Here is a 13220-nt window from a genome sequence, read left to right on the forward strand (position 1 = left end):
AATGGTTATAATTTGGTGGGTGAATAGTCAGCCTGCAAAAATGCCTTAATTAATTATAAATGAGGTTTATCTAGGGGGGGACAAATGGGGGACAAATGCAAATACAAGTGTTAAAACGGCTAGAATGAAAAAAAAACAGAAATACTATTAATTAATAATTAAACGTGGGATTTATAAAATGTCACTCCTACTATAGTGGACAAAGTGGTTTGCAATTACAGATATATTATTTTCAAAAAAATAGTATACTGGTTTTGTAGTCTTTGTCTGTTTTATTTTGTAATTTTAGGTTTTAATCTTTAAAAACGTAAAATTATGAGTTTAAGAATAGGGGACGCAGCTCCCAATTTTAAAGCAGATACATCTATAGGACCTATTGATTTTTATGAATTTTTAGGAGATAGCTGGGGTGTTCTATTTTCACATCCAGCAGATTATACACCAGTTTGTACTACAGAGCTTGGCCGTACAGCGGCTTTAAAAGGTGAGTTTGAAAAAAGAAACGTAAAAGTTTTGGCTTTAAGTGTTGATTCGGCAGAGTCGCACAGAGGCTGGATTCAGGACATAAATGAAACACAAAATACTGAAGTTGAGTTTCCTATTATTGCTGATGAAGATAAAAAGATTGCCGATTTATATGATATGATCCATCCTAATGCTTCAGAAACGTTAACAGTACGTTCTTTGTTCATTATAGGTCCTGATAAAAAAGTTAAACTAATGCTTACTTACCCTGCTTCTACAGGTCGTAACTTTAATGAAGTATTAAGGGTAATTGATTCTTTACAGCTTACCGCTAATTATAGCGTAGCTACACCGGCAGACTGGGAAGATGGTCAGGACGTAGTGGTTGCAAACAGCATCAAAACTGAAGATATTCCAGCGAGGTTCCCGAAAGGACATAAAGTAATTAAACCTTACTTAAGAACTACACCACAACCGAATAGATAATCGGATTTATCACTGAGATATTTAGGCCTGCTTCACAAATGTGAGCAGGTTTTTTTGTTAATAATCTGATTTTGACTTTCCTCATTTTTCCTGCAACTTTTTAACATCTATTTGGTCGAGCGGAATGAAATTATATATGTTTGTTGTTGGATAAAGAAAAAAAAATAGCATTTCTTTCTTCTTCTTTGGCTTAGTGCAAACTTCTTTTTCTAATCTAATTGTAGGGTATTGATTAATTGAACTCAGGTTAATAATGCTGTTCAATTGTGGCATCGATAATCAGATAACCCTCAGTTTTACTTTGAGTGAAGATGAGAAAGCGATGCTGGTCTGGTTTAATCTTATATTTTTTTACCAGGTTTTCTGCTTTATCTCTGTAATTCCTAACGATGACATTTCCGGTCAATTGCTTTTCCTTTTTTAATTCTCCAGACTTAATAATTTTGTTGATTTTGAATATCCGGCCGGGGAAAAGTTTATTTGCTTCTGAAGCTGTATAAAGCTGGGTTTGGCTATCCAGTTTTTGTAAATTATAGGTTTTACCGATGAGGTTAAATGCACCACTCTTCAGCAGAGCTGAATCAGGTTCGTACAAATAAGTTGAAAGCGATCCACTAAGTAGATTAGGTTCAGTTAATTCTTCTTTATTTTTTATAAAATGAAAGTTCTTTTCCTGGTCATTTAGAGTTGTACAGACAACTTTAGGAGTACTGCCTGCATCCTTTTCAATAATCCACAGTAGTTCCTTTACCTCATTTTTAACGCTTACAATGTGGATTTCAGCTACATTTCTAAGTTCTTTTAATCCAGCACTTAAGTCTAGCAGAGGTGCAGTTTTAATGATAATCCGATTTGATTTTGATAATAATGCATCCAAATGTTCCACAACATTTGGTGTGCAGTCTTTTAACATAAATACCTTGCCTGCTGTACTTCGTCTCGCAGGGTCAATATAAATGGTGTCAAATGTTGTTCCGCTTTGCTCTAGCATTGCAATGCCATTACCAGCAAAGAAGGTAATGTTGTTTTGCCCCAGTACGATGGCATTATGTGCTGCTATTTCAGATAATTCAGTATTGATTTCACAATGTGTAACTGTGGATGTGTTTTTTGCAAAATATAGGCTGTCGACCCCAAATCCACCAGTGAGGTCAATTAAGCTGTTTCCTTTAATAAGGGTCGCTTTGTGCCTTGCTGTAGCTTCTGAAGAACACTGTTCAATAGAAAGCAATGCCGGGTAATATATGTTGGCAGCCTGATACCAGCCAGGTAGCTTACGTTGGGATTTATTTTTAGCAGCAATCTGATTAGCCAGTTCTTTAGCTTCAACTGTTATAAACGGACTTTTTGCCATGGCAATTTTAGCTACATCATCATTTAAGTGTTGATTAATGTATTCCTGAACTGATTGATCTAAAATGTGCTTGTTCAATCCTTTTACTCCGCTTCTTTTTTATCCTTCATCACGATCTGGCAGGTATTCCTGCTTTTCACTTCTAAAAGGATGTTTTTGTTGACAGTTACCCGGTCTATTGTTTCCTGATTGTAATACCTGATGGTAACCAGTTCTACACCAGTATTGTATTTTACTTTATAGTCTTTGGATAAATCTGTCATCAACTGGTCCAGTTTCTTTGCATCATAGTCAAAGCTTATGGAAAAGCTAATTGCCGAATTTAACATGGTGTTTATTTTAACCTTATGCTTATGGAACAAGCTGAAAATATCGCTAAGATTTTCTTCTATGATGAACGAAAAATCCTTAGGGAAAATGGAAAGCAATGCCTGATTTACTTTGAAAATAAAAGAAGGTACAGGTAAATGGTTTTTTAGATCTTTAATCTCTGTGCCTGGTGCATCAGGGTTCAGGAAAGAGCGCACATACAACGGGATGTTCTTGTTTTGTATAGGCTTAATTGTTTTCGGGTGAATAACAGTCGCCCCATAATAAGCAAGTTCAATTGCATCGTGGTAGGATAGCTGCGGAATCATTTCAGTTACATCAAACCATTTTGGATCAGCGTTTAATACCCCTGGTACATCTTTCCATATTGTTACTGATTCTGCATCGAGGCAAGCAGAGAATATAGCTGCAGAATAATCAGAACCTTCACGGCCAAGCGTAGTTGTAAAATTCTCACTTGTACTGCCAATAAAGCCTTGTGTAACCACAATATTGTTCTTTAAAATAGGCGCAAGGCCCTTTTGTATTTCAGCCTCTGTTTTTTCCCAGTTAACCAGTCCTTCCCTGTAAGTATTGTCGGTGTGAATAAAGTTCCGGGCATCTATCCATTTTATATTGTTTTGCAACGTGCCCAGATAGGCAGCTACAATTTTAGTAGATACGATTTCTCCTATTGACACAATCTGATCATAAATATAGTCAGGAGCATCTTCGGGTTCCTCTTCAATCAACCAATCTATTTCAACAAAAGTATTAATGATATCATTGAAAATCGGATGATCATGATTGCTGAAAAGCTGATTTAGCAGATTAAAATGGTAAAGTTTTACTTCTTCAAAAATCTGGTGAACATCTTCCTGTCCATTTATATAAGCTGAAGTAAGTTCTTCCAGTTTATTGGTTATTTTGCCCATTGCAGAAATTACAATCAGCAGTTCATTGCCTTTGTGATTCTGAATAATGGATGAAATATTTCTTACACCACCAGCATCCTTAACGGATGCTCCTCCAAATTTATATATCTTCATTTTTTTATTTCGCCGGATTTAATAAACTATTTGGCTTTGCAATATCCTTAAGTTCGGCAAAGGGAATCAGCAATTCTGTTGTCCCATATACGTATGCTTTAATCTCGTATGGATTATAAAGGAATTTCAGGCCTTTTTCTGTAATTGTAAAGTTCTGATTTAAACTAAATGTATCGTTCTCAAAGAAATATTTGTCCTTCAAACTTTCTGTAGGACTTAGCTTTTCATTTTTTCTGAATATTTGCTCTGCTACTGCAGTTAGTTTAGGCATTGAGCCAGAATTAATCAAATCATTCAGGACGATCTCTTTATGAGTTGTTGGATCGTAGTTCAGGTAAGTGAAAACGCTATTTGGATGTGCACCACCTTCATAGGATACGTAAGTTATTAATGCAGAAAAGTAATGAGGTAGTTTTTCAACTACATCAATTTTTCCATCCATAAACCAGGTCTGACTATAATCTTTATTTTCCCTAATAAAGTTATCGTAGTTTTTAATGAAAGCATCCCCGAATTCCTGATAAGTCTTGAAATGTTCTCCTTCATTTGCAAAAGCCATCAGTTTTTGTTCTACGAATTTGTTTAATATAGTATCAATGGAAACGGGGTAAGTTAAGACCGCTTTTGTTGTATCAGTAGTGTTGTCGTTTTTAACGATATGTTTGCTGACAACCTTTACTGAGTCGTAAACGAAAGATATTTCAGAAGAACTTGTCAATGCTGTCGTATCAGATGCATTCTCTGTTTTTTTTTCAGTCTGACAGGCTAGAAGGCTTGCAGAAAGTAAAAATAAAGCTAGTTTTTTCATAGTATATCGGTTTGAGTAGATGTTAATTACGATTTCATGATTTGTTCCTTTGTGAAAGAACCATTTAACCATTCAGGATCAAGATCTGCATGATATTTTTTATAGAAGTTAATTGCAGGTTCATTCCAGTCCAATACCTGCCAGTTCATGCCGTTAAAGTTTTTGTCTTTTGCGTGTTGCAAAACGGTTTCAAAAAGCAGCTTTCCAATTCCACGGCCACGATATGATTCTGTCACGATGAAATCTTCCAGATATAATCTGCATCCTTTCCAGGTTGAATACCTTGTATAATATATAGCGAAGCCAGCTATAAAGCCATTATCCTCGGCAACTATAGCATCCCATACTTTATTTTGTCCAAAACCTGCATCTATAAATTCTTCCATTGTAACAGTTACTTCATCAGGAGCCTTTTCAAAAACAGCCAGTTCATTAACCAGTTCCATTAACCTTATGCAATCTTCTTTAACAGCGGACCTTACAATAATACTCATTTATGATTCCGCTTTGTAATGTTTAATAACACGTTTCCCGAAAATATTACTCCCAATCCGTACCATAGTACTACCCTGTTCAATAGCCAGCTTATAATCTCCCGACATTCCCATAGATACTTCTTTGAAATAATCTACTTTTCTAAAGAAACTTACTTTAATACCATCAAAAAGTACTTTTAACTCATTAAATTCATCTTTAGTTTGTTTTTCAAGAGCATGATTACTGGCAATCCCCATAACACCAACGATACGTACGTTTTGCATTGCCGCAAATTCTTCTGAACGGAGTAGTTCTATCGCTTCGTCATAACCAAGTCCGAATTTAGTATCCTCATCAGCAATATATATTTGCAGCAGGCAGTCTATCACTCTTTTATTTTTAAGGGCCTGTTTATTAATTTCGGCAAGTAATTTTAAGCTATCTACGGATTGGATGAGGCTTATGAAAGGGGCAATGTATTTGACCTTGTTGGTTTGTAAGTGACCAATAAGATGCCACTCGATATCTTTTGGCAAAACCTCTTGTTTTTCAACTAGTTCCTGTACTATGTTCTCGCCAAATATTCTTTGTCCGGCATTATAAGCTTCCAAAACGGCATCAGCATCTTTATATTTAGATACCGCAATTAATTTTACGGAAAGAGGATCTAATTCGCTTTTATATTTTAATAAGTTATCTGCTATACTCATTTATCAGTATTTTTGGTAAAATTAACAACCTTAGCGAACTTTGTCTAAGAAATAATGATGTTTTAACATAATGAGGAACTTTCTTTATATAGCAATGATACTATTTTCAGTTTCTGGATGCAAACCTGGTGTTCCTGGTGACATTATTCAGCCTGACGAGATGGCTAAAGTGTTGCAAGATATTCATATTGCCGACAGTTATCTTGGAATGACATCGCGTTCGGATTCTGTTAAAATAAAAGCTGCTGAATACTATAAGGGTATTTACAAAAAGTATGATATAGATTCGGCGCTTTATCATAAAAGCATGGACTATTATTATAAACAGCCTAAAGTGCTGAATGATATCTATGTAAAAGTGACAGCAGAGCTGACAAAGGAGAAAGATGGGATTATTAAGGCAGATTCGATTATCCAGGCAAAGGAAATTGCGAAAGTAAGAATGAAGTTTGTTAGAGATTCGACCAGGACTGCCGACTCTACTTTCTGGGCTAACTTTTTGCTAAGAGATACGGCTTTATTGAAAAAGCCAAAGCTTAAAGGCCCGAAAGATACAGCTAAGCAGGATACAGTTGTGAAGAAAAAGATTGATGTGATGATGTTAAAAATGGACTATAAGGGTCTGAAAGATTTAAAATAAGTATGTTATATCCAGAGAATTGTTTGGAGCGTTTGGGGTTTAATGAGGTAAGGCAACTTATTTTAAAACACTGTTTAAGTCCAATGGGACAACAAATGGTCGGGAAGATGCAGGTGATGACCAAGTTTGACCAGATCAATAAGTTTTTAAGGCAAACGCATGAGTTTAAAAGTATCCTGGAAAACCAGGAGCCTTTACAAATCAGTACCTTTTTTGATATTAAGAGTCTGGCCGAGAAAATCCGGGTAGAGGGAACGTATCTTGTAGAGGATGAATTGCACCAGATGTATGCCTCTTTGCAAACGGTATTTTCTGTATTGCGTTTTTTTGAAGAAAGAGAAGGGGTATATCCTAATCTCGAAGCATTATTTGAGCATTTACCGGTAGAAAAAAATATCCTTAAAAAGATTGAGACCGTACTTGATCCGAAAGGGAAGATTAAGCCGAATGCTTCTCCTCTTTTGCAGGAGATTATCGGTGATATTGCGAAATCTGAGCAGGATGTGCGCAAGCGGATGGACTCTATATATAAGCAGGCAGTAGGTAATAATTGGGTTGCAGATGGTAGCTTAACGATTCGGGATGGGAGGATGTGTATTCCGGTGCTGGCAGAGAATAAAAGAAAATTAAGAGGTTTTATTCATGATGAATCGGCAAGTGGGCAAACTGTGTATATAGAACCTGAAGAGGTATTTACACTAAATAATAAAATCCGTGATCTGGAATTTGATAAACGTAGGGAGATCATCAGAATCCTGATTGCGCTGACCAACGAATTAAGACCATACACACCACTTTTATTGTCCTATCATGGTTTTCTTACAAAACTTGATTTTGTAAGAGCTAAAGCTTTGTTTGCTATTGATGTAGAGGCCGATATGCCTGTTTTAATTAATGGAGCAAAAACGAAACTGATCAATGCAAGGCATCCTTTATTGTATTTATCCTTTAAAGAGGATAAGAAAACGGTTGTGCCTTTAAATATACATATTAACGATAACCTCAGAATTGTGCTGGTCTCAGGACCCAATGCCGGAGGTAAATCTGTTTGTATGAAAACGGTTGGTTTGTTGCAGCTAATGGTACAGTCTGGATTACTGATTCCTGTTCATGAATCAAGTGAGGTAGGAATATTTGATCATATCTTTGCTGATATTGGTGATGATCAATCTATTGAAAGTGACTTAAGTACTTACAGTGCGCACTTAACCAAAATGCGTTATTTCGTAGCGAATGCCAGTCCAAAATCATTAGTGTTGATTGATGAGTTTGGTACAGGTACCGATCCTCAGTTTGGTGGGCCTATGGCTGAAGCAGTATTGGAAGTGTTAAATAACAAGAAAGTGAGGGGTGTAATTACTACTCACTATTCAAATTTAAAACTGTTTGCAGGTAATACACCTGGACTTGAAAATGCTTCCATGTTGTTTGATAATGATAAGATGAAGCCTTTGTATGTATTGGAAATTGGTAAGCCGGGAAGTTCTTATGCTTTTGAAATTGCACAGAATATCGGATTACAAAAAGAAGTGCTTGAACTGGCCAGAGCTAAAACTGGTACCAACCAGAATAGAATAGATAGCTTATTAGTCGATCTTGAAAGAGAGAAAAAGCAGATTTATGATACTAAACTGCAATTGTCGAATCAGCAAAATAAGGTGAAAAACCTGGTAGCAGAGAATGAAAAGCAGAAGGCATATTTAGAAGAGAACAGGAAAATACTTCTAAAAGAAGCTAAACTTGAAGCCCAGGCCATCATTAAAAACGCAAATAAGCTGGTTGAAAATACTGTTGCGGAGATTAAAGAAAAGCAAGCTGATAATGCAGTAACAAAAGAATTAAGGCAAAATCTCCAAAAAGCATTGGTACAAAACCATGTGAAAGAAGAGAAAAAGCCAGTGGTAGTAGAGCCTTTGAATACGCCGATTGTGGTGGGCGACTGGGTACAACTGCGGGATAGTGAAACTACTGGTCAGGTTTTAGAGATCAACAGAGACAATCTGGTTTTGGCATTAGGTGATTTACGTTCAGTTGTGAAGAAAAACAGGGTGCTGAAAATCAGTAATAAACAAGCGAAAAAGGCTGCTCAGACAAATTCTTTTACAGGAAGTATTTCAGATGCTATAAGTAGTTTTAATGCTGAGTTAGATTTGAGAGGTATGCGTGGTGAACATGCCATCCACGAAGTGGAAAAATACATGGATAAATCAATTATGTTAGGTTTCCCTGTCGTAAAACTTATACATGGAAAGGGCGACGGAATCCTGAGAAAGATGATCAGAGAATATCTTAAAAAATACAGCCAGGTAAACCGATTGGAAGATGAGCATGCAGACAGGGGTGGGGATGGTATTACCTATGTTTATTTTAATTAGGGAAACATATTTAAAATGAGTGTGTTATATTTATAATTCTTCCTGTAATGGGCTTTTATTATAAATATAACATCATATCATGAAAACACTTGCCTTAGGTATTTTCGCTCTTATATTCACCGCAGCTTCTTGTTCCAAAAGTAAACCTTCTTCTAAAGATGATCAAGTAGTGCTGCCTGATGTAGCATTAAAAACAAGAGTAGTCAGCGCAGGACTTTCTCATGTTTGGGAAATGATATATGGTCCAGATAAGCAGTTGTGGATTACAGAACGTGGTGGTAAAATTAGTCACGTAAATCCAGAGACTGGAGCGATAACTTTATTATTGAATGTGGCTGAAGTCGTAAGTCAGAATGAGGGAGGCTTACTCGGTATGGCTTTAAATACTGAATTTTCTACAAACCCATGGGTATTTATCGTTTATAATTATAATTCACCATCTGGATATCGTGAGAAAGTAGTACGTTATAATTATTCTGGGGGTACATTGAATACACCTTTAACATTGCTGGATATGATTCCTGCTTCTTCTATACACAATGGTTCCAGGTTGATGGTGACTACAGATCAAAAGCTGTTGATTACTACAGGAGATGCCAGTGTTCCAGATAATGCACAAGATATGGGGTCTTTATCAGGTAAAATATTAAGAATAAACCTGGACGGAAGCACCCCATCTGATAACCCTTTTCCCAATAGCAAAGTCTGGACTTTTGGACATCGCAATCCGCAGGGATTAGTACAAGTAGGTAATAAAATATATTCTTCGGAACATGGTCCTAACAATGACGACGAGGTAAACTTGATTATTAGGGGACGTAATTATGGTTGGCCCAATGTAGAGGGCTTCTGTAATAAATCTTCTGAGCAGAGTTTTTGTACTGCAAATAATGTAGTAGAGCCCTTGATGGCCTGGACACCTACAATTGCTACATCTGGACTTACCTATTATAATTCAGATTTTATTCCTCAGTTTAAAAACTCCTTATTACTGCTGAGCTTAAAAGCATCTAAATTTACACAGCTTAGGTTGAATGATACTGGCGATAAGATAGATGGCAGCAGGGATTTTTTTGTAAATGAATTTGGCCGTTTGAGAGCTATCTGTCAGTCGCCCGATGGCAAAATTTATATTGGCAGCAGTAACGGTGGTAACGATAAGATTATAGAAATCGCTAAATAAGTTGGTCGGTACGCTATATATAGTATAATTTAGCAGTAAAATCTAATTATATGATCAATAAAGTTGTTTCAGGCGCTGAGGAAGCTATAAAGGACATCAAAAATGGTGATACTTTAATGCTCGGTGGATTCGGTTTGTGCGGTATTCCCGAAAATTGTATCCATGCGCTTGTGGAAAAAGGTATTACAGAATTAACCTGTATTTCTAACAATGCGGGTGTGGATGATTTTGGAATAGGTTTGTTGTTGCAACAGCGTCAGGTAAAGAAAATGGTGTCTTCCTATGTAGGTGAAAATGCTGAGTTTGAGCGTCAGTTGTTGAGTGGGGAACTTGAAGTAGAATTGATTCCACAAGGCACATTAGCTACCAGATGTATGGCTGCCGGTTATGGTATGCCAGCAATATTTACTCCAGCAGGTGTAGGTACAGAGGTTGCTGAGGGTAAAGAAGTGAGAAACTTTAATGGTAAAGATTATCTGATGGAATATGCTTTTGATGCTGATTTTGCTATTGTAAAAGCCTGGAAAGGGGATACAGCGGGTAACTTAATTTATCGTTCAACGAGCCGCAACTTTAATCCGGTAATGGCTATGGCAGGTAAAATTACGATTGCAGAAGTGGAAGAACTGGTAGAAGCAGGAGAGTTGGATCCTGATCAGATTCATACTCCTGGAGTATTTGTTCACCGTATTTTTAAGGGAGCAGATTATGAGAAAAGAATTGAACAACGTACAGTTAGAACTAAAGGATAATCCTATAAGATATTTATATGCTGGATAAAAATGGAATTGCGCAACGCATCGCAAGAGAAATACGTGACGGATATTATGTGAATCTGGGAATAGGCATACCTACATTAGTTGCTAATTATATTCCTGAAGGAATAAATGTAGTGTTACAATCTGAAAATGGATTACTAGGAATGGGGCCTTTCCCTTTTGAAGGAGAAGAAGATGCTGATTTGATTAATGCAGGAAAGCAGACCATTACTACTTTGCCGGGATCATCTATTTTTGATTCTGCAATGAGCTTTGGAATGATCAGAAGTCAGAAGATAGATCTGACCATTCTTGGAGCTATGGAAGTGTCTGAAAATGGAGATATTGCGAACTGGAAAATACCAGGGAAGATGGTGAAAGGTATGGGAGGGGCTATGGATTTGGTAGCTTCTGCAAAAAATATAATTGTTGCCATGCAGCATGTAAACAAGGCTGGTGAAAGTAAACTACTGCCTAAATGTACTTTGCCTTTAACTGGAGTAAAGTGTATTAAGAAGATTGTAACAGAGTTGGCCGTTTTGGATGTTTTACCTGAAGGAGGGTTTAAATTGATTGAACGCGCACCTGGGGTAAGTGTTGATTTCATTAGACAAGCGACCTTAGGAAAGCTATTTGCGGATGATAATGTGCCTGAAATGGTATTTTAAGATATAAAAAAGGAGCCGATCGGCTCCTTTTTTTGCTATTTTGTTTTGCAGTATTTATCTTTTAAATCTTTAGAAATTTCTTCTGTAATTCTAATGATATCCTCCGGTGTGTCATGATTATTAACTACAATCGTTTCACATAAATCCCTATAAGGAAGTAAGAACTCCTGATAAGCGGGTACAACATGGTGATGCCACTTATACAGTACATCATCTTCAGGATAACCTCGTTCCATTCCATCTCGTTTTATACGGCGTTGTAGTGCAACACTATCTTCAGCTTCTACGAAAATTCTGTGATCAAGCAGCGCTGCGATTTCGAGGAAATGTAAGATGAAAAGCCCCTCAACAATGATAATAGGTGCCGGGTTGATTTCCAGAATCTTAGTCACGGCAAGTGGATTGTTAAAGTTATATTCTTTTTTATAGATTGCCTCACCCTTGATTAGTTTCTTAATGTCGAGTAAAAATTGCTCGTGATCTATAGTACGTGGTAGATCAAAGTTATACAACTTGTTCTCTTCCTGCGTCATTTCTCCTGCCGGATGATAATAATCATCTTGAGAAACCAGCGTTACTTCATCTTGTTTAAAGTGATGAAGAAATGAGTTTAAGAAAAAGGTCTTGCCTGAGCCACTACCTCCAGCAATACCAATGATGAATGGCTTATTGCTCATTGTCTTGTCCGCCGTATGTTAAGTTGCAGTAAAATCTTTTATCTAATGCACCTAGTGCGTCAGCTACAGCTTTAGTCATTACAATGACAACATCTTTTGTTGACTCATTCTCAGTGAATTTGCCTACAACTTTAGCGAAAGTAGAACGATTGGTCATAGGGTTTGTAATTTTCATTACTGTACCTATTGGTGCTGATCTGTGTAATACCAACATTTTTGAAGGATCAAGATAAGGGTCTGCAATCCATAGTGCGGCTCCTTTTTCATCTATCTGGTTTAAACCATATCTACTGGCGGGTAACCTTAATGATGGATCTTTTATAGAATTCAACGTGTCAGGTTGTGTCTCATTTGCTTGAGGTACGTTTTTAGCAGGGTACTGCCCGCTGATCAATAGCTTTTGGCCAACACGCAGGGAATTATCCGGAAGGTTGTTTTTTGCCTTTAGCTGATCCATTGTTAATTTATAACGAGTGGCTATAGAATACATGGTTTCATTAGAAGCTACTGTATGTTCTATAAATTTTTCAGGCTTACTATTTTCGGCTTCTTTCTTTTCAGCCTCTTTTCTTTCCGCTTTTGCTGGTTTCTGATACCTGTTCTCTGGTGGAATATCGGTTTTTACTACCGCATTTTCTATCTTTTGATTTACTGCAGGAACAGGAGTCTGTACTGGAATTTGTTGTGCAGCTGGTTGTTCTGTAGAAGCCGGCACTTTTAAAATCTGACCAATTTGCAGATTGTTATTTATCAGGTTGTTTATCCTTTTAATTTCATTTACTGTAGTGCCATACATTCCAGCTATCATATTCAGATTTTCCTTTTTCTGAACAACATGTTCTTTAAATTCAGTTTCAGGAGCATGTGTACTCACTGGATTCTGATTTCTATTCCCGGAAGACGCAGGTGTTTTAGCACTTGCAGTAGCATTGGTAAAAGGGATATTTGTAGGCACTTTAATGATGACACCAATTTGTAAGAATTTGCTGTCGTTAAAGGTCATAATGTCTTTGGGAACTACGTTATAACGACGCGCAATAGAGTAATAAGTATCTTTAGCAGCTACCTGATGTATGATTAATTTCTTCCCTTTGTTATTTTCCACTCCTATGGAATCTCTGGTTACAGCACTTGCGGCCGACAGGTTCATTAGAAGAGCAAATACGGAGACTATATAATATTTGTGCATTAAATGTTTTTGTAAATTTTATTGGGCAATAATACGAATAATATAAATAATGAGCCTAATTCGAATATTAAA

The 13220-nt window shown here is 36.7% G+C and carries 13 protein-coding genes; 6 read left to right on the top strand and 7 right to left on the bottom strand.

Going from position 1 to position 13220, the window contains the following annotated elements; all coding sequences use genetic code 11:
• Nucleotides 1–315 precede the first annotated feature (315 nt).
• Nucleotides 316–951, top strand: a complete 636-nt coding sequence (locus tag WC623_RS17120) for a peroxiredoxin (protein ID WP_372853293.1) — start codon at nucleotides 316–318, stop codon at nucleotides 949–951.
• A gap of 247 nt (nucleotides 952–1198) precedes the next feature.
• Here the strand turns inward: WC623_RS17120 and WC623_RS17125 are convergent, their stop codons facing one another.
• Genes WC623_RS17125 through WC623_RS17145 form a run of 5 tightly spaced genes read right to left on the bottom strand, consistent with a single transcriptional unit; the run spans nucleotide 1199 to nucleotide 5658 of the window.
• Nucleotides 1199–2383, bottom strand: a complete 1185-nt coding sequence (locus WC623_RS17125) for a hypothetical protein (RefSeq protein ID WP_372853295.1) — start codon at nucleotides 2381–2383, stop codon at nucleotides 1199–1201.
• Nucleotides 2384–2388: 5 nt separating this feature from the next.
• Complete coding sequence (locus WC623_RS17130) at nucleotides 2389–3663, bottom strand: aspartate kinase (RefSeq protein WP_372853297.1); 1275 nt, start codon at nucleotides 3661–3663, stop codon at nucleotides 2389–2391.
• Nucleotides 3664–3667: 4 nt separating this feature from the next.
• Nucleotides 3668–4471, bottom strand: coding sequence for a DUF3298 domain-containing protein (locus WC623_RS17135; RefSeq protein ID WP_372853298.1), 804 nt, complete (start codon nucleotides 4469–4471; stop codon nucleotides 3668–3670).
• A 26-nt stretch (nucleotides 4472–4497) separates the two neighbouring features.
• Nucleotides 4498–4965 (bottom strand): N-acetyltransferase family protein, encoded by a 468-nt coding sequence (locus WC623_RS17140; RefSeq protein WP_372853300.1) that lies wholly within the window; start codon nucleotides 4963–4965, stop codon nucleotides 4498–4500.
• Nucleotides 4966–5658 carry a YggS family pyridoxal phosphate-dependent enzyme gene (locus tag WC623_RS17145; protein ID WP_372853302.1) on the bottom strand — a complete coding sequence of 231 codons (693 nt, stop codon included), beginning with the start codon at nucleotides 5656–5658 and terminating at the stop codon, nucleotides 4966–4968.
• Between the two features lie 70 nt (nucleotides 5659–5728).
• On the opposite strand from WC623_RS17145, the gene WC623_RS17150 reads away from it, so the two are divergent.
• The 5 genes from WC623_RS17150 to WC623_RS17170 all read left to right on the top strand — a co-directional run bounded on the left by WC623_RS17150 (nucleotide 5729) and on the right by WC623_RS17170 (nucleotide 11282).
• Nucleotides 5729–6298, top strand: coding sequence for a DUF4296 domain-containing protein (locus WC623_RS17150; RefSeq protein ID WP_372853304.1), 570 nt, complete (start codon nucleotides 5729–5731; stop codon nucleotides 6296–6298).
• A gap of 2 nt (nucleotides 6299–6300) precedes the next feature.
• On the top strand, nucleotides 6301–8673 hold the full coding sequence (locus tag WC623_RS17155) for an endonuclease MutS2 (protein WP_372853306.1): 2373 nt from the start codon (nucleotides 6301–6303) through the stop codon (nucleotides 8671–8673).
• A 79-nt stretch (nucleotides 8674–8752) separates the two neighbouring features.
• Nucleotides 8753–9856: a sorbosone dehydrogenase family protein gene (locus WC623_RS17160; RefSeq protein WP_372853308.1), complete on the top strand. Its 1104-nt coding sequence runs from the start codon at nucleotides 8753–8755 to the stop codon at nucleotides 9854–9856.
• 50 nt (nucleotides 9857–9906) lie between these two features.
• Nucleotides 9907–10608 carry a CoA transferase subunit A gene (locus WC623_RS17165; RefSeq protein ID WP_372853310.1) on the top strand — a complete coding sequence of 234 codons (702 nt, stop codon included), beginning with the start codon at nucleotides 9907–9909 and terminating at the stop codon, nucleotides 10606–10608.
• A 17-nt stretch (nucleotides 10609–10625) separates the two neighbouring features.
• Nucleotides 10626–11282 carry a CoA transferase subunit B gene (locus tag WC623_RS17170; RefSeq protein WP_372853312.1) on the top strand — a complete coding sequence of 219 codons (657 nt, stop codon included), beginning with the start codon at nucleotides 10626–10628 and terminating at the stop codon, nucleotides 11280–11282.
• 35 nt (nucleotides 11283–11317) lie between these two features.
• Here the strand turns inward: WC623_RS17170 and WC623_RS17175 are convergent, their stop codons facing one another.
• Together WC623_RS17175 and WC623_RS17180 are read right to left on the bottom strand one after the other, a co-directional pair.
• The gene (locus tag WC623_RS17175) at nucleotides 11318–11959 is read right to left on the bottom strand and encodes a uridine kinase (protein ID WP_372853314.1); all 642 of its coding nucleotides are present in this window, start codon (nucleotides 11957–11959) and stop codon (nucleotides 11318–11320) included.
• A complete protein-coding gene (locus tag WC623_RS17180) occupies nucleotides 11949–13148 on the bottom strand; it encodes a LysM peptidoglycan-binding domain-containing protein (RefSeq protein ID WP_372853316.1) in 1200 nt (399 codons plus the stop codon). The genes WC623_RS17175 and WC623_RS17180 overlap by 11 nt, the downstream gene beginning before the upstream one ends.
• Between the last annotated feature and the right edge of the window lie 72 nt (nucleotides 13149–13220).

The sequence above is a fragment of the Pedobacter sp. genome, from assembly GCF_041645105.1.
GTDB lineage: Bacteria > Bacteroidota > Bacteroidia > Sphingobacteriales > Sphingobacteriaceae > Pedobacter.